Raw genomic sequence first — 22318 nt, 5'->3', positions numbered from 1 at the left:
TCATCCACGTTTCGGTAGAGTCCGGACCATGGACGGGAAAGAAACCCTGCACACGTACCTCCGGATCCGGCGGGACAACCTGTTGGGCAAGCTGGACGGACTGGGCGATTACGACATGCGCCGGCCCCTCACGCCAACGGGCACCAACCTGTTGGGACTGGTCAAACACGTTGCCAGCGTGGAGTTGGACTACTTCGGCGTGGTCTTCGGCCGGCCCAGTGGGCGACACCTGCCGTGGCTCGAGGACGGCGCCCGCCCGGACGCAGACATGTGGGTAACGGCTGACGAGTCATTCGAAGACATCGTCGAACTCCACCGCTTCGCAGGAACGCACAGCGACGCGACCATCGAGGCTCTGCCGCTCGACGCTCCAGGCTCCGTGCCGTGGTGGCCGGAGGAGCGCCGCCAGGTTACCCTGCAGCAGATTCTCGTCCATATGGTTGCTGAACGTGCCCACCATCTGGGCCACGCGGACATACTCCGTGAACTGATTGACGCGACCGCCGGCCAGCGTCCAGGGGACCCGAACCTGACGTCCAGGACACCGGAAGAGTGGGCGGCGCACCGCGCCGAAATCGAAGGTGCAGCGCGGGACGCAGCCGGTACCTGGCGGAATTGATGCCAGCGTGAAGAGCACAGGGTACTGAAGAGGAAGCGCCCGAAAAGTGCAGGGTCTGACCGCAACGGGTCCCGAATCTACGGTCACGGAGGAGCGCGCTGATCTCGGAGGAGGCAAGTCCTGAAGGCACGGGGCAGGTTCCAGCCTGGTCAGGGTGGAACCTCGAGGTAGCGGCCCAACGCGTTTTCCCAGGGAGATCCGTGGTGGCGCACTATATCGATGGTTCCCGCCCGCGCCAACGACGTCCCCTGTGAGGGCGGACAATGGGTTGGCCAGTGGGGTGGTTCCCAGTCCTGGTGCTCGCTGCTGTAGCGGCGACCGGAGGGTGAAATCCAGCCGGGTGGTTTGTTTTTTCCGGCAGTCGTGGGTTTCCAGGCCGTGGTATGCCGGAGCCTGTGGTGTTTGGGGCAGGGCTGACCGAGGTTGCTGATCCCGGTGGCACCGCCCTTGGCCCAGCTGAGGAGATGGTCGGCCTCGTTGTCGAGGGAATGGTTGCTGCACCCGGGAAACGGGCATTTTCCGTCCCGCATCCGCAGCCAAGCCCGCATGGCCTTGGTCAGCCGATAGCTGGTCCGCCCGATTTCCAGCGGTGCACCGTCCCTCGGATCCACCAGCACCCGGTAGAACGACCCCGCCCCTTCGCCCACCAGGGCCCGTGCCATCGACGGTGGAATGGGACCGTACCCGTCCAGGACCGCCGGTTCATCGGTGAAGCCCATCAGCGAGAACACCGGGACAGTGACCAGCACCTGAGCGCGGATCCCGGAAAAAGGGCGTTCAACGGCCTGGCATCCCCGGCTGCCTGCGGGGAAGGTAGCCAGCAGCGACGAGGCGTAGTTGTCAGCCCGCAACTGGGATAGCGTGCGACCTTCCTCAGTACCCTGCATGCTGCGAGCCTCGGAGGTAAGCCGGTCCCAGACTGCCGAGGCTTGGCCGGCGGGCAGGTATGCGGACAGCCAGGCCATGCCGTCCCGGTCCGGCCTGTACTCCACCCGCCGTTCTGCCACTCCCTTGGAGTGACGGGCTTCGATACTCCCGGCATGGTGACGCTCCCGCCACGTGCGGGCCTTCACCCTGAACCGGTGCGCCGGCATCTCCCCGGGGGGACAGCCCCGCGCCGGATCGGGGGCATCCGGGTCCAGGAAATGCGCCTCCAACGCCGCAGCCCCGTTCACATCCAGGCTCGCCGTCTCATCCGCCATCACCACCGCGTGGCCCCAGGACAGGGTCCCTGCCTGCAGCCCCGCAAGGGTCCGTGGCAACGAGGTAACAACGGCGTGCGAGGTAGCCAGGAATGTCGATGCCGCCCTCGGTCCAACCGCCAGGACGCAGCCAACTTCCGCCGCGACCGCCATCTCATGCGCCTGCACAGGCACGTCGGGCCCCGCAACAGCAGAAGCACTTTCCGCATAAGCGACCGCGGCCTTCGCTTTCAGTCCTGCGATCATGGCCTCCACGGCCCTGACGCCCGCCAGGATGTCGAGGCACCCATCAACAAGGGTGGCCAACGGGTCAGCACACTCCTTCGTGGCGGCAACCGATCCGCGTCCAGCTCTGTCCACCTCGGTGTCCAGCGCGGCAAGGGCAGCCCTGATCTCCTCGAATGCCCTCACCGCCGCCGCTTTACCCATGACCCAACTATGGCAAGGGGGTACGACATTCAAACCCGGCCAGGCTTTCGACTGATCACCTCCCGGACAGTCTGGAACCGAAGACAGCAACCAGCCGTGAGCCTCATCACGATGCCTGCGAAAATGGTCTGCTGGTTAGCGACTCCCCTCCCAATGACGAGAAGGTATTCGCATGCAACCAGCTCCAACCCCAACCCGGACCGAAACCGCGGCGGAAACGCACAAGCCGGCTGACGCCGTCGGACGCGTCCTCAACCGCGGCCTGAACGTGCGGCACATCCGCTTCATGGCCCTGGGATCGGCGATCGGCACAGGCCTCTTCTACGGCTCCGCTTCCGCCATCCAGAAAGCCGGACCAGCCGTCCTGCTCGCGTACATCATCGGCGGCGCCGCGGTGTTCATGGTAATGCGCGCCCTCGGCGAGATGGCGGTGAGGCACCCGGTGTCCGGTTCCTTCAGCCAATACGCCGGCCGGTACCTTGGCCCCCTGGCCGGCTTCGTGACCGGCTGGACGTACGTGTTCGAGATGGCCATCGTAGCCATCGCCGACGTCACTGCCTTCAGTATCTACATGGGGTTCTGGTTCCCGCAGGTGGACCGCTGGATCTGGGTCCTGGCCGTCATCTGCTTCCTGGCGGCGTTGAACCTGCTCAGCGTCAAGGTCTTCGGCGAACTCGAATTCTGGTTCTCACTGATCAAGGTCGCCGCCATCATCGCCATGATTGCAGGCGGCGCCGCGATCATCACCTTCGGGTTCCAGGCCGCCGGTTCAACCTTGGCACCGGGCCTTGGCAACCTCGTTGACCACGGCGGCATGTTCCCGAACGGCTTCGAAGGCCTGCTGGCATCCTTTGCCGTGGTGATGTTCGCCTTCGGCGGGATCGAGACCCTTGGCATCACCGCCGGTGAAGCGGCCGACCCCAAGAAGGTCATCCCCAAGGCCGTCAACACCGTCCCAGTCCGCGTACTGCTCTTCTACGTCCTGACGCTGGGCGTCCTGATGAGCCTCTTCCCGTGGGACCAGGTGGGCACAGACGGCAGCCCCTTCGTCCAGATCTTCAGCGGGCTGGGCATTCCCGCAGCGCCCCACATCCTCAACGCCGTGGTGATCACCGCCGCACTGTCCGCCATCAACAGCGATATCTTCGGCGCCGGCCGCATCCTCTTCGGACTCTCCAACCAAGGCCACGCACCGGCGGCGTTCGGCAAAGTCTCCCGCCACGGCGTCCCCTGGATGACGGTGGTCATGATGGCCGGGATCCTGCTGGTGGGTGTGGTCCTCAACGCGGTCATCCCGGAGGACGTGTTCCTGGTCATCGCGTCGATCGCCACCTTCGCCACGGTGTGGGTGTGGGTGATGATCCTGGCCTCCCACGTGGCAATGAAGCGGGAAATCGCCCGGAAGGGCCTGCCCGCGTCGGAATTCCCCTCACCGTGGTGGCCAGCCGCATCAGTCCTCACCATTGCCTTCATGGTGCTGGTCATCGCCATTTTGGGCGCCTTCGAGGACACCCGGGTGGCCCTCTACGTGGGTGCCGCCTGGCTGGGCATGCTGGTCCTGGCCTATCGGCTGTGGGTTAGAGGTGACGGACGACGCCGGGCCCACCTTGAGGACGAAACGTCGCCGCTGCCGGTGGTTGGCACCGCCCGCACCAGCGGGTAGGCCCGTCATCGGCGAAAGGTGCCTGGCCCCCGCCGGGGCCAGGCACCTTTCGTCGTCCGCTGCCGTACTGTCTTCCGCTGCCTTACGCCGAAGCCGCGGCAGTCCGGACGGCCTGGGCGAGGGACGTCGTCGGACGCCCAATGAGCCGCCGGAGGTCTCCGGTGCCGACCAGGAGGTCACCGCGGGCGATGCCGAGATCCGAGTCCGCAAGGACCTCGGCGAATGCCTCCGGGACGCCGACGGAGGTGAGCAGGCCGGCGTAGTCCTTGGCCGGGAGGTCGTTGTAGGTGATGGATTTGCCGGTGGCGGAGCTGATCTCGGCGGCGAGGTCAGCCATGCTGAACGCTTCATCGCCGCCCAGCTCGTACACCTTGCCGGCCTGGTCCTCGGCCACCAGGACCGCTGCGGCGGCGTGGGCGTAGTCCACCCGTGCGGCGCCACTGACTTTTCCGTCCCCGGCGCTGCCTGCGACCGCACCCTGGGCGAGGGTACCGGGCAACTGCTCGGTGTAGTTTTCCAGGTACCAGCCGTTGCGGAGCAAGACGAAGGGAATGCCGGACTCGCGCAGGATGGCCTCCGTGGCCTTGTGCTCCCCGGCCAGCAGCATGCCGGTAGTGTCCGCATTGGCGATGCTCGTGTAGGCCAGCAGCTCCACGCCCTCTGCCCGTGCTGCTTCAATGACGGTGCGGTGCTGTTCGACGCGCTGGCCCACTTCGCTGCCGGAGATCAGCAGCACCCGTGTTGCTCCCTTGAGCGCGGCGGCAACTGACGCCGCGTCGGCGTAGTCCATGGCCTTGACGTTGACACCGCGCGCGGCGAAGCCGGCCAGTTTTTCCACGGAACGTCCGGCGGCCACGATTCCGGCGGCCGGCACCCCACGTTCGAGAAGGGCTTCGATGACGTGCTGGCCCAGCTGTCCGGTGGCGCCTGTAACAACAATGCTCACAATGGATCCTTTCGAAGAATTTCATCTGTCGAAGGGCACAACCATGAGCCATCACGATTACTTCCTCAAAGAGAGTACGCACTTTGAAGTAAGGTACTGACCCTTAGGTAAGCTTGTGGATATGGAAGCTGTTCCACAGGCCGTACCCCTCCCCCTCGCGTTTGCCGACGGCGTGTTCCCCGCCGGGTGCCCCAGCAGGACCCTGCTGGACCACATCACCAGCAAATGGGGCGTCCTGATCCTGATTGCCCTGTCCGAAGGCGAGCAGCGCTGGAGTGATTTGCGGCGCCGGGCCGAGGGCATCAGCGAGAAGATGCTGGCCCAGACCCTGAAGACCCTTGAGCGGGACGGCCTTGTCAGCAGGAACGCCCAACCGGTCATTCCGCCCCGGGTGGACTACAGCCTTACCGAGCGCGGCTACGAGTTGAGCGGGCTTCTGGTGCCCCTGGTGGCGTGGGCCTTCGAGAACGCGGAGGACATCATCAACAGCAGCCGCTGATGCTCCGCCGGACTGCGGAGGATGCGCCCGCGCCCACGGCAAGTAGTTCGGCGGGCGCAAGACAAGTACTTGTTACGGGTGTTGCTGATGTGAATAGCGCCTAGCGTAGGCGTACGGTGCCGGCCGGAGCGGGAGGACCATCCTTCGCTGGGAGCGTTCCGCCGACCAACACCGTTAGCAGGCGGCCGGCTGCCGCCTGGAGGAGAGGCTCACATGGCCAAGGGCTACGTACAGGACCTTTCCGGCATGGGCCGGCCCGTCAGCCTGCGCGATGCCATGGCGACAGTATGGCACCGGGCCACGCGGGCCGTCAGCCCACGATGCCCCTACCGGGTGGGCGACACCGTGATTGGCGACGACCCCTTCAGCGGCAGGCGCGAAGGGGTCGTCGTATGGCAGGATCGACGGTCGGTGGGGCTGAAGACCACCCATGGCGTCTTCTTCTACGACCACCGCGTGGTCAAACCGCTGGACTAGCGGGGTAACTTACCGGGCAGACCAACCGCCGTCCATGGTGTAGCTGGCCCCGGTGACCATACCGGCACTGTCGGAGGCCAGCCACGCCACCAGGGACGCCACTTCGTCCGGTTCCACTAAGCGCTTGATGGCCGATTCGGTGAGCATCACCTTGGCCAGGACCTCAGACTCGTCGATCCCGTGCACCTGGGCCTGGTCCGCGATCTGCTTCTCCACCAGGGGCGTGCGGACGTAGCCCGGGTTCACGCAGTTGGAGGTGACACCGTGCTCCCCGCCCTCCAGCGCCGTCACCTTGCTCAGGCCTTCGAGGCCGTGCTTGGCGGATACGTACGCGCTCTTGTACGGGGAAGCACGGATACCATGCACCGAGGACACGTTGATGATGCGGCCAAACTTGTTGGCGTACATGTGCGGCAGGGCGGCCCGGACCAGCAGGAATGGTGCCTCCAGCATCAGGCTGATGATCCTGCGGAAGTCTGCCGGGTCAAAGTCCTCGATGGGGCTGATGCGCTGGATTCCCGCGTTGTTCACCAGGATGTCCACATCCAGGCTGAGGGTGGCCAGCGCGTCCACGTCCAGGAGGTCCACGGCCCAGGCGGTGCCGCCCACCTCGTCGGCGAGCTTGGCAGCGGCGGCGGAGTCGACGTCGGCCACCACCACTTTCGCCCCTTGGGCCGCGAGTGCGCGCACGCAGGCGGCACCGATTCCGCTGGCACCGCCGGTGACCAGTGCCTTGCGTCCATTCAACGTGTTATCCATTGCAGTTCTCCTTCATGCGCCCAAAAACGGTCCAGCGGCTCCAGCAGCCTAGCGGCGGCCAGCCGGGAGCAATCCTTCGCGGGTGGCGTCTTCCTTGTCCACGTCCTCCAGGGCGATGCCCTTGGTTTCCTTCAGGCTCAGCACGGCCACAGCGGTGATGGCGCAGGCAATGAGCAGGTAGATGGCCGTCGGCACCCACGAGCCGGTGTCCTTCAGCCACTGGGTGGCCAGGAGCGGCGCCAGCGAGCCGGCGAAGATCGACGTTACCTGCGAACCGAGGGATGCACCGGAGTACCGCATGCGGGTGGGGAACATCTCGGCCATGATGGCAGGCTGTCCGGCGTACATCAGGCCGTGCAGGCACAGGCCGATGGTGACGGCGAGGACGATGACCACGGCGTTGCGGGTGTCGAACATGGGGAAGGCGAAGAACGGCCAGGTGGCCCCGAGGATGGCACCGGCCAGGTAGACGGGCTTGCGTCCGATCCGGTCCGCCAGGCGGCCGTACTGCGGGATGATCGCGAAGTGGACCACGTGCGCGATCAGCAGTGCCAGCAGCAGCGATGAGGTGTCGTACTTGTGCACGCTCTTGAGGTAGACGATCGCGAAGCTGACCACCAGGTAGTACATGATGTTTTCGGCGAACCGCAGGCCCATGGCCTGGAAGATGCCCTTGGGGTACTTGCGGACAACCTCGAACACGCCGTAGCTGACGGCCTGTTCCTTCTCCACCAGTTCCTTGGCTTCGAGGAAGATGGGTGATTCGCTGACGTTGGTGCGGATGTAGTAGCCCACGAACACGATCACCGCGGAGAGCCAGAAGGCCACGCGCCAACCCCAGCCGAGGAATGCCTCGCTGCTGAGGGTGGTGGACATGATGTAGAGGACCAGGGTGGCCAGCAGGTTGCCCACGGGGACGGCGGCCTGGGGCCAGCTGGACCAGAAGGCGCGGGTCTTGTTCGGGCTGTGTTCGGCCACGAGGAGGACGGCGCCGCCCCACTCACCGCCGAGCGCGAAGCCCTGGATGAACCGCAGCGCCACCAGCAGGGCCGGGGCCAGGTATCCGATGTCGGCGAAACCGGGGAGGCAGCCCATCAGGAAGGTGGACACGCCGATGATGACGATCGTCAGCTGCAGCGTGGGCTTGCGGCCGAGCTTGTCGCCGATCTGGCCGAAGACGATGCCACCCAGCGGCCGGGCAATGAAGCCCACCGCGTAGGTCAGGAAGGCTTGGATGATGCCGTCCAGGTCATTGCCGGTGGACGGGAAGAAGTACTTGCCAAAGACCAGGGTGGCGGCGGTGGCGTACAAGAAGAACTCGTACCATTCCACCACTGTGCCCACCATGGAGGCGGCAACGATTTTCTTCAGTCCGGTTCCTTTGGGTGCATACCTGGCTTCGTTTGCCTGGCTGTGCTCAACGCTCATGGTTCTCCTCAGTGTCCACATTGACACGTGCTGTGATCTCCAGCACAAGTGACTCAGATGAGTATTGCTGCACAAACTTTGCAGTTCAATGCCCAAAGAGGCACCAGGCATGTGCACAATTGCAGATATGAATGCCAATCCCGACGACCTGCTGGTCCTCCTGGCGGTGTCCCGCTCGGCGAAATTCACGACGGCGGCCCAAGCCTTGGGCTTGAACCACACCACCGTCTCGCGCAGGATCGCCGCCCTGGAGAAGTCGCTTGGCGGCCGGGTCCTGTCCCGGGCCGCCGGCGGCTGGGAACTCACCGAACTGGGCGAGCGGGCTGTGCAGGTGGCCGAACAGGTCGAAGAGGTGCTGGGCACGCTGGGACCGGCGGGCCAGGCGCCCGACCCGATTACCGGCGTCGTACGCATGACGGCGACCGACGGCTTCAGCGCCTACATCGCAGCCCCGGCCGTGGCGCGGCTGCGCCGGGACCATCCCGGCCTGAGCGTGGAGGTGGTAACCATGACCCGCCGGGCACTGCAGCAGCGCTCCGGGCTGGACATCGAGGTGGTGGTGGGCGAGCCGCAGGTGCACCGTGCGGAGGCCATCCGGCTGGGCGAATACCGGCTGGGAATGTACGCCTCCCGCACCTACCTCGCCGAGCACGGCACCCCTTCCACCGTGGCCGAACTCAATGAGCATCCCTTGGTCTATTTCGTGGATTCGATGCTCCAGGTGGACGATCTCGATGCGCCGCGGCGGCTGGTGCCGGCCATGCGCGAGGGCCTGACGTCAACCAACGTGTTCGTCCATGTGGAGGCCACCCGGGCCGGGGCGGGGGTGGGCTTCCTGCCGTGCTTCATGGGCGATCTCCATGACGACCTGGTCCGATTGCTGCCCGGCGAAATCGGTGAGCTGCTCCCCTACTGGATGGTGCTGCGCCCGGACTCGCTTCGCCGCCCGGCCGTGGCCGCCGTCGTGCAGGCCCTGCGGGAACGGATGGCCGAGCACCGCGGCGCGCTCCTGGGCCGGGGCTAAATCACCGGATGCTTGGCTCAACCGGCTCGTCATGCCGGACCGGCGCACCGGCCGCGAAGGCCCGGACCTGGGCATCATCCCAGAGATGCGCGGGCACGGCACCGCCGAGGAGCCGGCGCCGAAGTTGGGGATCGTCGCCAAACGGAACGTCGCTGCCGGCCATCACCATGTTGCCGTAGCGCCGGCCCTTCAGCATGGCGGGGTCGGCGATGATCACCGTGTGTTTGAAGGCAGCGGCGATGGTGGCGGCGTCCTCCCGCGCATTCTTGAGGTCCGGCGCGTCCCCCGAGTTGGCAACGAACAAGCCGCCCGGTGCCAGGACCCGCTTGGCGTGGGCGGTGAATTCAGCGGTGGTGAGCGGCCGTGGGGTGAAGGCCCCTGCAAAGACATCGCGGATGATGAAGTCCCTGGTGTGCTCCGTGAGCGTTTCGGTTACGGCCCGGGCCTCCCCCACGCGGATGCGGAGCAGGGGCGCCTTCGGGAGGTCGAACCAGCCGCGCACGTATTCAGCGAGCTTGCCGTCCAGTTCCACCACCACCTGCCGGGCATCGGGGTAGGCGGCGGCGAAATAGCGTGCCATGGAACACGCACCCCCGCCCAGGTGAAGGCCGCGGAGCTTAGCCGACGATGCGTCCGACGGCGGCCAACGGGACTCAATGAGCGCCGCCATCCAGCGCATGTACTCAAAGTCCAGGAACAAGGGGTCGGCGAGGTCGATATGCGAGCTCATGACGCCGTTGATCTTCAGGAGCCAGCCCGTGGAGTTGTCCTGGTCCGCCACCAGCTCGCAGTCGCCGGTGTCAATGTAGTAGACACCCTCCACCGGACCGTCCGGCGCCGTGCCCTTGGGCACCTCCACCACGCCTGCGGACCGGCCCCGGCCTCCCGACTTTCCGCGTTTGGCCATTATTGGGGCCCGCATTCACTCATGGTTCAACCCTAGTTGAAGCCATCGAACCCCCGGTCAGCGGGCCTCATGGCGTGAACGCTGTCCCGTGGCCACGCCGGATCCGTTCAACTGGTGCCTGCGCAGTCGAGGCGGCCCCTGCCCGCGACGCCTGGACGGCCGGTCTTCCTGGGCCGCCGGAACGGCACCACCTGGTTGGCCGGCCGGGCCGTCCGCGCTTCCCGTTCCGTCCTCGCCTTGCGGTCCCCGACCGGACCGTCCATCCCGGCGCCTTCTTCCAGCCGGCGCTGCAATTCCGTCAGCACCTTCGCCAGGCGGCGGGAAACCTGCATTTGGGACATACCGAGCCGCTTGCCCAACTGCACCTGCGTTTCCTCGCAAAAATAGCGGCGGTACAGCAGTTCCCGATCCAATTCCGTCAGGTCCTTCATGGCAGCGCGCAGGCCGGCGAGCTCCTCAAGCCTCTCCAGCGGCGTTTCAGGACTGGCCAGCATCTCACCAATGGAGGGGGCCTCGGAGTGGGGACCCACCGCGTCGAGGGAGTCGGGGTGCATGCTGCTGGAGGCCGACATGGCTTCCAGCACGTCCACAGGATCCGTGCCCAGCTCTCCGGCCAATTCGGCCACACTGGGGATCCGGCCCAAGGACTGGGTGAGTTCCGGTTCCGCCCTGAACAGGCGGGTCCTCAAGTCCTGGACCTGGCGTGGGGGGCGGACCACCCATGTCCGGTCGCGGAGATACCTTTTGAGTTCACCGGTGATGGTGGGCGCGGCGTAGGCCGGGAAACTGTCCCCCTTGGCCTCGTCGAATCCGCGGGCGGCTTTCACCAGTCCCAGGTAGGCGACCTGGTTGAGGTCCGCCCGTTCCCTGCCGCGCGCTTCAAACCGTGCGGCCAAGGCCTCGGCGAGGTCCAGGTACCTCAAAACCATGTCGTTTTCGGATGCTCCCTGCGAACGCTCTGAGGCGGCCGGTGGAGACGGCGGATCAGGTGTTTCGGCCTGCTGATGGGACGGGGCAGTGTTCGCGGCCAAGGCGGCAAAGGATTCGGGCATGGGTGCTGTTTCCCTCGGTCTGGTTCCGAAAGCCTGCGGCAAGACTTAGAAGCAGGAAATCATAAGGCTGCTTATAAAACAATCCTTGTCCGCCCGGGTGGGCATGGGAACGGAAGAAGGAACCTCCTTCCGTTCCCACGCCGCAGCGGAAGCAAACCAGCTTAGAGGCCCGCGTGCGGGTTCTTCACGTCGCGCACATCGCGGTCCGCGTCGTCGTTGATGTTCCGCCGACCGGCCTCAGTCCGCGGATCCACAGTTGGGGAATCAGGGCGCTCTGCGTCAATGGGCCGCGCATCACTGGACTCCGCGTCAGCGCCCGCGGCGTCGCCGCCCACAGATTCATGGCGCCGAGCATCACGGTACCCAGCCTCACGGATCGCCGGATCGGCGCCAGCAGGGTCATGATGCCCAGCCTCAGCCTGCGGCAGGTCATTGCCTACAGTGCCGTGGCGCCCGGTTTCGCGATGCACGGCCGGGTCATGCCCGACGTCGGCTGCATTGCCGCCATGGTTGGCAGCCCCGGCCTGTACCTGCCTGTCCTGGCCCGTCTCGTGCACGCCGCGGCGGGTGCCGTCACGGCCGACGTCGGGATCCAACTCGTCCGCCTCGCGGGCGTGGCCGGCAACGTCACTGCGGAGGGACTGCGCTTCCCGGCTGCGTTCCTCGGCTTCCTGCCGCAGCCGGGCCGCGTCCACCTGGGCCTGCTCGGCGTCGGCGCGCGCACGGATGGCCTTGGCTTCCCGTTCGCGGGCGTCGAGTTCCATGTTTTCAGCCTTGCGGCGGATCTCGGCCGCTTTTTCCCGATTCTCCTGGTCCCGCTTCTCCTGCATCGCCTTGCGGCGCCGTCCGCCGGAGAGGAGCAGCACCACAATCAGGGCCACGACGACAACCGCAACCACTACCCATACCCATGGAGCTGTGTCCATGTTTCCCACCACTTCCCACTTCGTTGTGACCGGGCAGGCCAGAGCCATTCCGGCTGACATTTTTACTCGAACGGTTAGAACCCAATTAGCAAGGGTACTTACCTTTCATTAGTAAACATGCTTACTATTTTACGGCCAGTACCGCTGGTTCTTGATCAGCAACCAGCCTTCTTTCTGAAAGGAAGAGCGAAGATGACGGAGAACCAATGGCCCGAGGACACCGCAAACACGGCTCCTCAGGCCCATACAGGAATCCCCGGCGAGCGCCGGCCCGCAACCTTTCCGTCTCCGGCAGCCAGCTATGGCGCTGAGAGCGGAAACGGGTACGTACCCGCCGATTACGAACAAACCCGGACCATGCCGGAGAGTGCCGGCACCGGTTCTGCGTCCTCACGCACCGAAGCTGCCAAGGACGAGGCGGCAGGCGTAGCCAGGACAGCAGCGGGTTCCGCACAGAACGTGGCACAGACTGCCAAGGAAGAGGCAGCCAACGTGGCCTCGGAGGCAAAGTCCAACGCGCAGGACCTGTTGTACCAGGCCAAGTCAGGCCTCACGAGCGAGGCCGCAACGCAGCAGCAGAAGGCTGCGGAAGGCATCCGCAACATTTCCGGCCAGCTGCACAGCATGGCCAGCGCCCCGGACCAGCAAGGCATGGCCAGCGACCTGGTCCGGCAGGCGGCCGAGCGGACATCCTCGATCGCCACTTGGTTGGAGAACCGGGAACCCGGAGACCTCCTGAACGAGGTCCAGCGGTTCGCCCGCAACCGGCCCGGCACGTTCCTGCTCCTCGCCGCCGGAGCCGGCGTCCTCGCCGGACGCCTCACCAGGGGCCTCACAGCGGGTGCCCCGGAGTCACCCGCAGGTACCACCGGCCTTTCCGGCCAGCACGCAGGCACGGCATCCCCGGACCAATACGGCCAGCCGCCGGCCGCCGGTGGAGTGGTGCCTCCACCGCCCGTCCAGCTGCCGGGTCCGGCCACCACCACGGCCGGATACGACGGCGGGGCCCCGGGCAGCAGCTACCCCGAGACAACTTCGACTGCCAGCGGCCTCGACAGCCCGCAGTTGGTGGAGGAACCGTGGTCCGGAAACCAGGTTTCCGACGACCCCCTGCGCGACCGCGAATTGGCCGATGGCCCAATGGCGGATGACCTCTTCACCCGGGACCGCTCCGGGGGCGGCCAGGCTGGCGGCCTCTGATGAGCAGCCACATACCTGAGCCGCCGCCAAGCGCGGCGCACGTAAAAGCGGACAACGCCTCCCTGGGGGAGTTGCTCGGCGACGTAACCCGCGACTTGTCCACCCTGATGCGCCAGGAAGTCGATCTGGCCAAGACTGAACTGAAACAAACCGCCACCCGTGCAGGAAAAGGATCCGGCATGCTGGCCGGCGCCGGAATTGGCGGACACTTCGTCCTGCTGTTCCTTTCCCTTGCCCTGATGTTCGCCCTCGGCGCCGTCATGCCGCTGGGCTGGTCCGCCCTGGTCACTGCCGTGGTCTGGGCCATCATTGCAGCTGTCCTGGCCTCCATGGGCCGCAAGGAACTGAAGCAAATCAAGGGCCTGCCCCAGACCGGCGAAACCCTTTCTGAGATACCCCCAACCCTCAAACCAGGTGAGGTAAACCGATGAGCGAAAACCCTGACGTCATCCGCGCAGACATCGAAGCCACCCGGGCACGCCTGGGAACAAACGTGGACGCCGTGGCCGATAAAGTCACACCGTCCAACATCGTCCACCGGCAGACCGACAAGCTCAAGGACGCGGCCACCGGGATGAAGGAGAAAATCATGGGCGCAGCAGACACCGCCACCACTAATGTCCACAACACCACGGGCGCCGGCGCGCACTCCGCCGCGGACAGCCTGCACCAGGCCGGCGACACCGTCTCGGCGAAGCTTTCCGACGCCGGCCACGCTGTTTCCCAGACCCCGGACCAGGTGAAGTCCAAGACCGCGGGCAACCCGCTGGCTGCGGGCCTCATCGCGTTCGGGGCCGGACTCCTGGTCTCGTCGCTGATCCCGCCAAGCCAGAAAGAGCGGGAAGCGGCCGATCAGCTCAAGACGGCAGCCCAGCCACTGGCCGCCGAACTTACTGACGCCGCTAAAAACATGGCCCAGGACCTCAAGGAGCCGGCACAGGAAGCCATGGAAAACGTCAAGGCCACGGCAACCGACGCCGCCCAGAACGTCAAAGCTGAGGGCCAGCACGCAGCCGACGACGTCAAAGACCGTGCCGCAGATGCGAAGGACACCGTCCAAAGCAGCTGACGCTCCGCTTACCGCGGCTCCCTAAAGGCAACACCTACGACGACAGGCCGGCACCGCCACCCGCGGGGTCGGCCTGTCCTCTTGGCCCCGAGATCGAGAGGACTCCCCCAATGGCCACTCACAACACGTCCGAGACCAGTACCGCGAAGGCGGGCCAGGCCCCCGATCCGAACGATTCGCGAAAACCCGGGAGCCCCCGGGACCTGGAGAAGCCCTCCTGGAAGTACATCGCCAGGAAGACGTTGCGGGAATTCAGCAAAGACCAGTGCCCGGACCTGGCAGCGGCCCTGACCTACTACTCCGTACTTTCGATCTTTCCGGCGCTGCTGGCGCTGGTATCCCTCCTGGGAATCTTCGGCGACCCGCAAAAGACCACCTCCGCCCTGCTGGACATCGTCCAAGGTTTCGCCCCCGGGCAGACCGTAGAGACGATCCGGCCGGTGGTCCAGGACCTCGCGAGTTCCTCGGCCGCCGGCTTCACCCTTGTCTTGGGACTCCTGACGGCACTCTGGTCCGCGTCCGGCTACGTCAGGGCCTTCGGCAGGGCCATGAACCGTGTCTACGAAGTCGACGAGGGCCGCGCCTTCGTGAAGCTGCGGGGCACCATGCTCGGAGTCACCGTCGTCAACCTGCTGATCGTCGTCGTCATCGCGGCGATGCTCGTGCTGAGCGGCCCTGTGGCAGAATCCGTCGGGAACCTGATCGGGCTTGGAGGCGCCTTCCTGACGGTGTGGAACATCGCCAAGTGGCCGGTCATGCTGGTGCTGATCACCGTGGCGATCGCCATCCTCTACTACGCCACACCAAACGTGAAACAGCCGAAATTCCGGTGGATGAGCATGGGTTCGGCCATCGCCCTGGTGGTGTTCCTGCTGGCTTCGCTGGCCTTCGGCTTCTACGTGGCGTACTCCAACAGCTACAACAAGACCTACGGCGCCATTGGCGGTGTCATCGTCGCGCTGCTCTGGCTGTGGATCCTGAACATGTCCTTGTTGTTCGGAGCCGAATTCGACGCCGAGGTGGAGCGCGGCCGCGAACTCCAGGCCGGCATCAAGGCCGAAGAAACCATTCAGTTGCCGCCCCGGGACACCAAAAAGAGCGAAAAACTGCAGCAGCAGATCGAGGAAGACATCAAGCACGGCCGGGAACTCCGGGAGAAGCACGGCCAGGCGGGGAGGGACTAGGCAGGACCTTCCAGATAGAGGAAAATTCATGGTGAAGGTCCTGTCGAAGTTTCCCGGGCTGTGGGGTCCGGGGTGAAGCGGGGCCGGCGGTGAGATGGCCTCTTCTGAGACCGAGGCCAGTCCCCCCAGTCGCCGTCGGCCCCCCAGGGGCCTGCCCCCTTTCGGCGTGACTGGACAAGCCGCGCCTCCTGCAATAGTTTCGTGAATACCTTGCCGGGGCCTTTTGGGAACCGGCGTGGCCGCTGAAGCAGACGGCGGATACAAGCTCCAACCAAATGAGCGAACATGACTGCTACACATTTTGACCAGTTCCTAGCCGAGGCAGTTGTCCCGGACAGGGAGCCCGGACTGGGCCTCGGACGGGACGAGCTCTATGGCCTTTACACCAGCTGGTGCCTCCTGAATAAGGCCGAGCCCCACACCCCGGCCGCCCTGTGGGAGGCGTTGCAGCAGGCCGGCATCGATCCCGACAGCAACAACCTTTCCATGACCGGACCGGCGGCGGCGGACTACATCGTGGCCAGCGCCCCGGACCTCGTGTGACCGACAGGCGCCCGCGCCCTCAGGGTTGCGCCAGCGCCAGGAGGTAAGCGGCGAACCCGCCGGGCGCGCGGCCGCTGGTCCGCCCCGAGGTAAGGACGCGCGTGGTGTCAGTGGAAACGACGGCTGCCCCGCCCGCGCGAAGCCGCTCCACCAGGATCCTGTCTTCGTCGCGGTCAATACCAGGGAAGCCCCCGGCCGCGAGATAGGCCGAGGCACGGACACCCAGGTTGGCCCCATGGACGTGCGGGTGGTCCTCGGCCAAGGCATGCCGGGAATGCCAGCGGGCCAGCAGCTCGTGGTGCGTCCCGTGGGCATCGGGCTCCACGGAGCCCAGGACAAGGTCGGCTCCGCCTGCTGCCAGTTCCAGCTGCCGCACCAGCCAATCTTCCGGTACCTGCGAATCGGCGTCGGTGTTGGCCAACCACAGGCCACGCGCCTGAATACCCACCGCGCCGGCCCCGCCCAGGCTTTCCAGAACCGCCCCGCACCCTGCCCGGCGGCTCTTCCCCACACTGTGGAACCCGACGGACAGCACGCGGAAGCGGAGGTCATGGGCTGCGAAGGCTGCGGCCACGTCCAGCGACCGGTCCGTGCAGGCGTCCAGGACAATAACAACCTCCGCCTCAGTTCCGGGACTGTCCACGGCCAGCCGGTCCGCAGCGGCTCCGGCTGAAGTGAGCGCCCGCTCCAGGACTTGTTCCTCGTTATGCGCCGGGATCACCACGGCCACCTTGTCGATCCGCGTTGCCGCCATACCGTCCCGACACCCTGCGGCTGGACCCCCCGGAGCCGCCAGCGTCATGCCACGCCCGTCCCGCTGGCCGGGCTCACCAGGACCTCCAGGACGAAGTCGCGCTCCCGGTACAGCCCCGTGGTTGGCCAGCGCAACCGTTGGCGGGCGAGCGCGTGGACGGTGTCGCCGTCGAGCTGCCAGCCGTCGATCGGGTGCCGCCAGTGGCACAGGACCAGGACCCCGCCCGGTTCCAGTGCGGCCTCCACCCGGTCCCACAGGTCAGCGAGCTCGCCGGGGGCCAGGTAGTAGCCGACCTCGGACACCACCAGCAGGTCGAATGTTCCGCCGGGCCAGGAGCCGGGCACCACGTGCTGCTCGACGCGGACCCCGTGGTTGCCGTCAAGCCGTTGCGTGGCTCGGCGAACCGCGGTCCCACTGGCATCAACGGCCAGCAGGCTGCGGCAGCGGCCCGCGAGGTCCTCCGTGAGGGTACCGATGGAGCAGCCCACTTCCAGGCCGCGCTCATAGGTCTCATCCGGGAGGGCCGCGAGGGTGATCGCCCGCTTGCGCCGCTCATACCAGTTCGAGGCGTAATTCCAGGGGTCGGCGGAGCCGTTGTGGACGGCGTCGAAAACCTCCTCGGCATCCTGGCTGGAGTGCCCCGGGCCAGACGCGTCCCTGGGCCGTGTCCAGGCAAACACTTCGTAGTTGCGGGCGAAATGGCCCAGGAACTCGGGGCTCAGCAGGGTTTCGTCCCCCGGGGCCGGGGACAGCGGCATGACTTGGGTGGCGTGGGCGGCCATGGCACGTTCCTTGGCCGCGCCGGACGCGCCGTCCAGCGGGAACCGGACCCATGACCGCCAGTGCTGGTCCCCGGGCGTGGCCCAGTGCCAGTACCAGATGGGGTACTCCAGCAGTGCGTGGCCATCCTTCCTGGCGGTTTCCGCCGCCACGGCACCGAGGGCGTCGTGGTCGGAGTGGCCGTCGGAACGGTAGGGCGCAACCAGGACCAGCTGGTCGGGCCGCCCGGGCAGCCGTGCCGCTGCATCCCTGACGGCGGCGGCGATGGCGTCCGCGTGGGAGCCGAGGCCGCGGTCCGGAAAACCGAGGAAGCGCCACCGGTCCTGCAGTCCCAGGACGGCCAGTGCCGCGGCGAATTCCGCCAACCGGGCCTGCGCCAACTCCTCGGGTGATGTGGTGGGCGAATCCGGGTGGGATCCCTCCCCCGCCGTGCACAGGAGGACTTCCACTTGCGCGCCCAGCGCGGCCAGCCGCGCCATGAGTCCCCCCGCGCCGAGGGTCTCGTCGTCAGGATGGGCGGCCAGGACCACGAAGCGCAGCGCAGCGAGTTCAGCGGGGCCGAGCGGCAGTTCCGGCGCGACCGCCAGTTCGCTTCCGGCCCAGGCTGCTTCGGCGGTGCCTTGGTCCGCGTGCGAGAAGGTCACCACGGGCAGTCACCCTTCAGCGTGAGGCGGCCCAGCTGGGCGTCGTCCCGTGACCCGTGATGCTGGCGCACGTACAGTCCCAGGTCCGCCGTCCGTTTGGCATAGCGTTCGTCGAAGGCAAGTGGGGCGGGGCCCCGGTTGGAAAGCACCAGGTGCAGGACGCGTTCGACGGCGGCCGCGACGGTTCCGCGGACACGCTGGGCTCCGCTCCAGGTACTTTGGCCGGCGGCGCCCAGGCTGCCGTCGTCGATGCGTGCCGCGGTGCGGGCAAGGTATTGCATGGCGGCAGTGAGGGTGCGGTCCACCTCGCCGAGGGCGGCGAGCGCCACTTGGTCCGGTTCCCTCCCGGCGTCGGCGCCGGCGAGCAGGCCGGCTCGGAAATCGCGGGCCACGCCCACCGCACCGCCCAGCCAGCAGGCGGCCACGCCCATGCCTCCCCACGCGAAGCCGGGGCGGCTGTGATACCAACCGGTTCCGCCCAGGGCCACTGCCGGAACCTGGTCGAAATGCACGGTGCCGCTGGGGATTTCCCGGAGGCCGCGCGCCACCCAGGCGGGCTCTTCGCACCGGACCCCGGCGTGGTGGAGGTCGACGGCGAAAGCCGCCCTGCCACCGTCGTCCGTGTGGGCGGTGATGACGGCACGGTCCAGGCTTGCAGCCAAGGAACACCACGGTTTGGCTCCCTCCAGGACCACCGCGCCGCCGTCGCGCCTGGCCTGCAGGCTGACGCCGGGGGCCTCCGCCGCGAAGACGCCCCATGACGCTCCGACGCCGTCCCCGGCCGCGGCCGGCTGGTCAGCGGTACCGGTGCCGGCGGCCTGGGAAAGAATGGCGATGGCGTCCAAATGCGGCTCAAATACCCGGGCTGCCGCCACGTCGATGGCGGCGACGGACGCCAAGAGCTCCCACAAGAGCGGCGTCCGGCCTGCACCGGGACGGGGCCAGGTTTCGCCCGCTTCCACGGCCAGGGCCAGCAGGGCAGTGACGTCGCCTGCAGCGTCCGGAACTTCGCGGAGGATTGAGCTCCACGGGGAGCTGCCGGCGGCAGTGGAGTCAAGGAGGACAGGAGTGGTTTCCGCTGGCAAACGTTCCTCCATCGTCGCTGTAGGCGTCCGGCCCCCGGACGCATCTACACAGCTTACTTACTATTTGGCGGGAGGATGCGGGCCAGGGCGAATCCGTCCCAGCCTTTGGTGCCCACGGTCTGGATCACGGTGGCGTCCAGGCGCGGGTGGTTGCCCAGGAGCGTGAGGGCGTCAATGATTCCGGGCGCATTGACCGGATCCATGCCCGGGTCCAGGACTGCCCCCTCCCAGATGGTGTTGTCCAGCACCACGGTTGCACCCGGCTTGCCCAGCCTGACGGCCCACTCAAGGTAGTGGCTGTTGTTCTGCTTGTCGGCGTCAATGAAGATGAAGTCGAACGGTTCCCGGTCTTCTTCCTCGAGGGCTGCAAGGGTGTCGAGCGCCGGCCCGAGCCGGATCTCCACTTTCTCCCCCAGGCCGGCGGCGTCAATGTTCGCCCACGCCACTTCGGCGTGCTGGGGCAGGTATTCGCACGTGACCAGCGTGCCACTGGGCGGAAGGCCCCGGCCCAGCCAGATGGTGCTGTAGCCGGCCAGCGTCCCGATTTCCAGGATGCGGCGGGCCCCTGACACCTGGACCAGCAGCTTCAGCAGCTTCCCCGCGTTCGGTGCCACCTCGATGGCGGGCATCCCGGCGTCCGCCGCCGCCCGGATGGCCTGCTGGAGGGCCGCGTCCGGATGCACCACGGTTCGGGACAGGAACTCTTCGGTGGCTATCCACTCCGGCCGGGGCTTGTGCTCGAACATGGGCACAGTTTGGCACGGGGCGCCGTGGGGGTCCAGATGCGTCCGACCCTCCCGCCGGCTCAGGATTCCTGGGCCAGCGCGCCTTCCAGTCGGTCCACTTTCGCTGTAAGTTCGCCCGAGTAACCGGGCCGGATATCAGCCTTGATCACCAGCGACACCCGGCTGCCGTAACGTCCCACGGCCTCGGTGGCACGCCTGACGACGTCGAACACCTCGTCCCATTCGCCCTCGATGGTGGTGAACATCGAATCCGTCCGGTTGGGCAGCCCCGATTCCCGGACGATCTTTACCGCGGCGGCAACGGCGTCGTGCACTGATGCGTCGTCGGGCCTGGCGCCGTCGCTGGGAACACCTGAGGGAGCCACGGAAAATGCAAGCAACATGCCCCCAGTGTCCCACGCGGATCCTGCGCGCCGCAGGCCGGACCACCGGCAGCCGCCGTCACATAAGCGCCTACCCTGCGGTAACCATGCCGGCCGGAGCCTCCGTTGCTAACCTTTTGGCCATGAGCCTCGCAGTCGCCCGAAAGCCCCTCCGTGCGGACGCAGCGCGGAACGTGGACAAGATCATCACGGCGGCGCGCCAGTGTTTCCGGGAATTCGGCCCCGAAGTGCCGCTCCAAACCATCGCAACAACTGCCGGGGTGGGCCCGGCGACCCTGTTCCGGAACTTCGCGGACAAGGAAGAACTGGTCCTCGCTGCCCTCAACCGGCAACTCCGCCTTACCGTGGACCCCGTCATGGACGGCGCCCTTGCCGATATCGATGCCACAGCCGGACTGCTGCGCGTACTTGAAGCACTGATGGCGGCCGCCAGCGCCGACGCCAACCTGCTGTGCGCCGTCGCCGGGCGGCGGGAACTCCTCACCGGGATCACCGGATCGCTCATGGAGTCCATCAGCGTGCTGCTGGTCCGAGGACAAGGACAGGGCACACTGCGTGCCGACATTTCCATGACCGACATGTTCCGGCTGTTGGCCATGCTGATCGGCGTGGTGGACACCATGGAGCCCGGCTCCGACGCGTGGCGGCGGCCCTTGGCGCTGGTGGAGGATGCCATCCGCGCGGACCGTCCGGCGCGCCCGCTTCCCGCGCACGTGCCTGTCCCGGCCCCCACGGCCTGAACCGGCTCCGGCCCACTGGCCATCCACCGCGGGTCCGCCGTGCGGGCTCCACTTCGGTGCGGGGTCATTGTGGGGCCTTGTCCAGTGCCATAGAATCTGGAGAGGTTAAGCAGCCAGCCACGGAATTTCAGCTGGAGGCGACCCATGAGCAATTTTGCGCCCTTCCGCCGCGCAATGGCAGCACTGTAATGAACAGTTCACACCTTGTCCGCTATCTCACGGATCCGCGCGGTCCCGAGGAAGTCCTCCCGGCCCTGGAGCCCGCGGAACTCGCGGACCTGCTGGATGCCCTCTACCAGAACCTTGACACTCCCGAGCCTGAGTTCGGCGCCGAGGCGTGGTACGAGATGGCCGTCGAGGAAAGCTGCCGCAGGGCCGCGTCGCCCGATGGGGCCAGCCAAAGACTGGCTTAGCCAGGGAGTTCCCGCCCGGGGCTCATTCCGGACAGCACGGAATGACACCCTGCCCCTGCTCGACGCCGGGCACGGCAGTCAGGATTCTTCCGGGGCCTTTTCTTCGGCTTCGCCTTTGCCCTCGGGCCGGGCCGGCTCGGCGTGGTGGGCATGCGGGTGGTGTTCGTGGAACTCGTTGGGAACGTGTTCTTTCGCTTCCATCAGGTGCTGCTGCAGCTTTTCTTCCGCATCCCGGCGCCGCCTGGCGGTGTCCCGCAATTCCCGGGTTCCTTCCGAGCCGCGGGGATCGAGATAGGCGGATCGCTGCTTCGCAGGCTGCTCCGCTGCCGAACTCCCGGCGGAGTAATCGTCCGGCCTGTTCTTCCCGGCGTCCTCGGTGCCCTGGCCGTCTTCCGGCCCGGCGGGCCGTGACTGTTCGTCCATTTCGATTCCTCCTTTGGTGGCAGCGCCCATGAGGGCCGCCTCTGTTCCAGTGCACCATACGCGGCACCCGGAATACTGGGGGCGTTAGGCCCTGCCGCCCTCAGCACGCTTGCGGACCTCCCGGCGCACCAGGTCTTGCAGGGCAGGAACGGACGACGACGGGTCCAGGTCGAGTGCCGCCTGGAGCCGCTGCGACAGAATCTCCAAGTCCTCCGGCGGCACGTCCGACAGGCCTGCAAAGCGCTTGAAGAAACGCTTGGCGGGAAGCCCCGCCCGGCGTCGAGCACTTTTGTGCCGGGGACCGCCCGCCAAGTCCCTTGCCAACTGCAGCTTGTTTTCCATGGGTGCCGTCCATCGCGAATGCCGTGGCCAGCTGCATAAGCCGATTTCATAGTACAACCGGCAAACCGCGCAGGGCGTGAT

Annotated in this window: 26 protein-coding genes; 12 read left to right on the top strand and 14 right to left on the bottom strand. The window is 66.7% G+C overall.

What is annotated here, in order from left to right; translation table 11 throughout:
* Window positions 1-28: 28 nt before the first annotated feature.
* Window positions 29-619, top strand: coding sequence for a DinB family protein (locus tag QRM95_RS07820; protein WP_285247239.1), 591 nt, complete (start codon window positions 29-31; stop codon window positions 617-619).
* 149 nt (window positions 620-768) lie between these two features.
* On the opposite strand, the gene QRM95_RS07815 is transcribed toward QRM95_RS07820, so the two are convergent.
* Entirely contained in the window at window positions 769-2250 is a 1482-nt protein-coding gene (locus QRM95_RS07815; RefSeq protein ID WP_285247238.1) for an HNH endonuclease signature motif containing protein, read from the bottom strand.
* A gap of 172 nt (window positions 2251-2422) precedes the next feature.
* Between QRM95_RS07815 and QRM95_RS07810 the strand changes: the two genes are divergently transcribed.
* The gene (locus tag QRM95_RS07810; RefSeq protein ID WP_285247237.1) at window positions 2423-3913 is read left to right on the top strand and encodes an amino acid permease; all 1491 of its coding nucleotides are present in this window, start codon (window positions 2423-2425) and stop codon (window positions 3911-3913) included.
* Between the two features lie 82 nt (window positions 3914-3995).
* Here the strand turns inward: QRM95_RS07810 and QRM95_RS07805 are convergent, their stop codons facing one another.
* Window positions 3996-4859, bottom strand: coding sequence for an SDR family oxidoreductase (locus QRM95_RS07805; protein WP_285247236.1), 864 nt, complete (start codon window positions 4857-4859; stop codon window positions 3996-3998).
* Window positions 4860-4980: 121 nt separating this feature from the next.
* On the opposite strand from QRM95_RS07805, the gene QRM95_RS07800 reads away from it, so the two are divergent.
* Complete coding sequence (locus QRM95_RS07800; protein ID WP_018763058.1) at window positions 4981-5358, top strand: winged helix-turn-helix transcriptional regulator; 378 nt, start codon at window positions 4981-4983, stop codon at window positions 5356-5358.
* Window positions 5359-5571: 213 nt separating this feature from the next.
* Complete coding sequence (locus QRM95_RS07795; protein ID WP_285247235.1) at window positions 5572-5835, top strand: hypothetical protein; 264 nt, start codon at window positions 5572-5574, stop codon at window positions 5833-5835.
* A gap of 9 nt (window positions 5836-5844) precedes the next feature.
* Here the strand turns inward: QRM95_RS07795 and QRM95_RS07790 are convergent, their stop codons facing one another.
* Complete coding sequence (locus QRM95_RS07790) at window positions 5845-6594, bottom strand: 3-hydroxybutyrate dehydrogenase (RefSeq protein ID WP_285247234.1); 750 nt, start codon at window positions 6592-6594, stop codon at window positions 5845-5847.
* Window positions 6595-6642: 48 nt separating this feature from the next.
* Window positions 6643-8022: an MFS transporter gene (locus QRM95_RS07785; RefSeq protein ID WP_285247233.1), complete on the bottom strand. Its 1380-nt coding sequence runs from the start codon at window positions 8020-8022 to the stop codon at window positions 6643-6645.
* A gap of 127 nt (window positions 8023-8149) precedes the next feature.
* Between QRM95_RS07785 and QRM95_RS07780 the strand changes: the two genes are divergently transcribed.
* Window positions 8150-9046: a LysR family transcriptional regulator gene (locus QRM95_RS07780; protein ID WP_285247232.1), complete on the top strand. Its 897-nt coding sequence runs from the start codon at window positions 8150-8152 to the stop codon at window positions 9044-9046.
* A gap of 1 nt (window position 9047) precedes the next feature.
* Here QRM95_RS07780 and QRM95_RS07775 read toward each other — a convergent pair whose 3' ends face one another.
* The 3 genes from QRM95_RS07775 to ccmD all read right to left on the bottom strand — a co-directional run bounded on the left by QRM95_RS07775 (window position 9048) and on the right by ccmD (window position 11931).
* Window positions 9048-9953, bottom strand: coding sequence for a spermidine synthase (locus QRM95_RS07775; RefSeq protein ID WP_285247469.1), 906 nt, complete (start codon window positions 9951-9953; stop codon window positions 9048-9050).
* Between the two features lie 107 nt (window positions 9954-10060).
* Window positions 10061-11005, bottom strand: coding sequence for a sigma-70 family RNA polymerase sigma factor (locus tag QRM95_RS07770; protein ID WP_285247231.1), 945 nt, complete (start codon window positions 11003-11005; stop codon window positions 10061-10063).
* Window positions 11006-11166: 161 nt separating this feature from the next.
* Window positions 11167-11931, bottom strand: coding sequence for a heme exporter protein CcmD (gene ccmD, locus QRM95_RS07765; protein ID WP_285247230.1), 765 nt, complete (start codon window positions 11929-11931; stop codon window positions 11167-11169).
* Window positions 11932-12123: 192 nt separating this feature from the next.
* On the opposite strand from ccmD, the gene QRM95_RS07760 reads away from it, so the two are divergent.
* From QRM95_RS07760 to QRM95_RS07740, 5 genes are all read left to right on the top strand, one after another.
* Window positions 12124-13131, top strand: a complete 1008-nt coding sequence (locus QRM95_RS07760; protein ID WP_285247229.1) for a hypothetical protein — start codon at window positions 12124-12126, stop codon at window positions 13129-13131.
* Window positions 13131-13562 carry a phage holin family protein gene (locus QRM95_RS07755; protein ID WP_285247228.1) on the top strand — a complete coding sequence of 144 codons (432 nt, stop codon included), beginning with the start codon at window positions 13131-13133 and terminating at the stop codon, window positions 13560-13562. Before QRM95_RS07760 ends, QRM95_RS07755 begins: the two co-directional genes overlap by 1 nt.
* Complete coding sequence (locus tag QRM95_RS07750; protein WP_285247227.1) at window positions 13559-14200, top strand: DUF3618 domain-containing protein; 642 nt, start codon at window positions 13559-13561, stop codon at window positions 14198-14200. Before QRM95_RS07755 ends, QRM95_RS07750 begins: the two co-directional genes overlap by 4 nt.
* Window positions 14201-14310: 110 nt before the next feature.
* Window positions 14311-15384, top strand: coding sequence for a YihY/virulence factor BrkB family protein (locus QRM95_RS07745; protein WP_285247226.1), 1074 nt, complete (start codon window positions 14311-14313; stop codon window positions 15382-15384).
* Window positions 15385-15669: 285 nt separating this feature from the next.
* Window positions 15670-15927: a hypothetical protein gene (locus tag QRM95_RS07740; protein WP_285247225.1), complete on the top strand. Its 258-nt coding sequence runs from the start codon at window positions 15670-15672 to the stop codon at window positions 15925-15927.
* 19 nt (window positions 15928-15946) lie between these two features.
* On the opposite strand, the gene QRM95_RS07735 is transcribed toward QRM95_RS07740, so the two are convergent.
* Genes QRM95_RS07735 through QRM95_RS07715 form a run of 5 tightly spaced genes read right to left on the bottom strand, consistent with a single transcriptional unit; the run spans window position 15947 to window position 20319 of the window.
* The gene (locus tag QRM95_RS07735; protein WP_285247224.1) at window positions 15947-16681 is read right to left on the bottom strand and encodes a glycosyltransferase family 2 protein; all 735 of its coding nucleotides are present in this window, start codon (window positions 16679-16681) and stop codon (window positions 15947-15949) included.
* Between the two features lie 44 nt (window positions 16682-16725).
* Window positions 16726-18108: a bifunctional PIG-L family deacetylase/class I SAM-dependent methyltransferase gene (locus tag QRM95_RS07730; protein WP_285247223.1), complete on the bottom strand. Its 1383-nt coding sequence runs from the start codon at window positions 18106-18108 to the stop codon at window positions 16726-16728.
* On the bottom strand, window positions 18102-19202 hold the full coding sequence (locus QRM95_RS07725; protein WP_502934946.1) for an acyl-CoA dehydrogenase family protein: 1101 nt from the start codon (window positions 19200-19202) through the stop codon (window positions 18102-18104). The genes QRM95_RS07730 and QRM95_RS07725 overlap by 7 nt, the downstream gene beginning before the upstream one ends.
* Before the next feature lie 41 nt (window positions 19203-19243).
* Window positions 19244-19936, bottom strand: coding sequence for an O-methyltransferase (locus tag QRM95_RS07720; protein WP_285247221.1), 693 nt, complete (start codon window positions 19934-19936; stop codon window positions 19244-19246).
* A gap of 59 nt (window positions 19937-19995) precedes the next feature.
* Window positions 19996-20319 (bottom strand): thiamine-binding protein, encoded by a 324-nt coding sequence (locus tag QRM95_RS07715; protein WP_285247220.1) that lies wholly within the window; start codon window positions 20317-20319, stop codon window positions 19996-19998.
* Between the two features lie 122 nt (window positions 20320-20441).
* On the opposite strand from QRM95_RS07715, the gene QRM95_RS07710 reads away from it, so the two are divergent.
* Together QRM95_RS07710 and QRM95_RS07705 are read left to right on the top strand one after the other, a co-directional pair.
* Window positions 20442-21059, top strand: a complete 618-nt coding sequence (locus QRM95_RS07710) for a TetR/AcrR family transcriptional regulator (RefSeq protein WP_026264947.1) — start codon at window positions 20442-20444, stop codon at window positions 21057-21059.
* 188 nt (window positions 21060-21247) lie between these two features.
* A complete protein-coding gene (locus tag QRM95_RS07705; protein WP_285247219.1) occupies window positions 21248-21472 on the top strand; it encodes a hypothetical protein in 225 nt (74 codons plus the stop codon).
* Window positions 21473-21550: 78 nt separating this feature from the next.
* On the opposite strand, the gene QRM95_RS07700 is transcribed toward QRM95_RS07705, so the two are convergent.
* Window positions 21551-21895 (bottom strand): hypothetical protein, encoded by a 345-nt coding sequence (locus QRM95_RS07700; protein ID WP_285247218.1) that lies wholly within the window; start codon window positions 21893-21895, stop codon window positions 21551-21553.
* A gap of 84 nt (window positions 21896-21979) precedes the next feature.
* Entirely contained in the window at window positions 21980-22237 is a 258-nt protein-coding gene (locus QRM95_RS07695; RefSeq protein WP_285247217.1) for a hypothetical protein, read from the bottom strand.
* Between the last annotated feature and the right edge of the window lie 81 nt (window positions 22238-22318).

Source organism: Pseudarthrobacter sp. efr-133-R2A-89, assembly GCF_030209315.1.
Taxonomy (GTDB): Bacteria; Actinomycetota; Actinomycetes; order Actinomycetales; family Micrococcaceae; genus Arthrobacter.
This window is presented reverse-complemented; position numbering and strand designations above follow the sequence as displayed.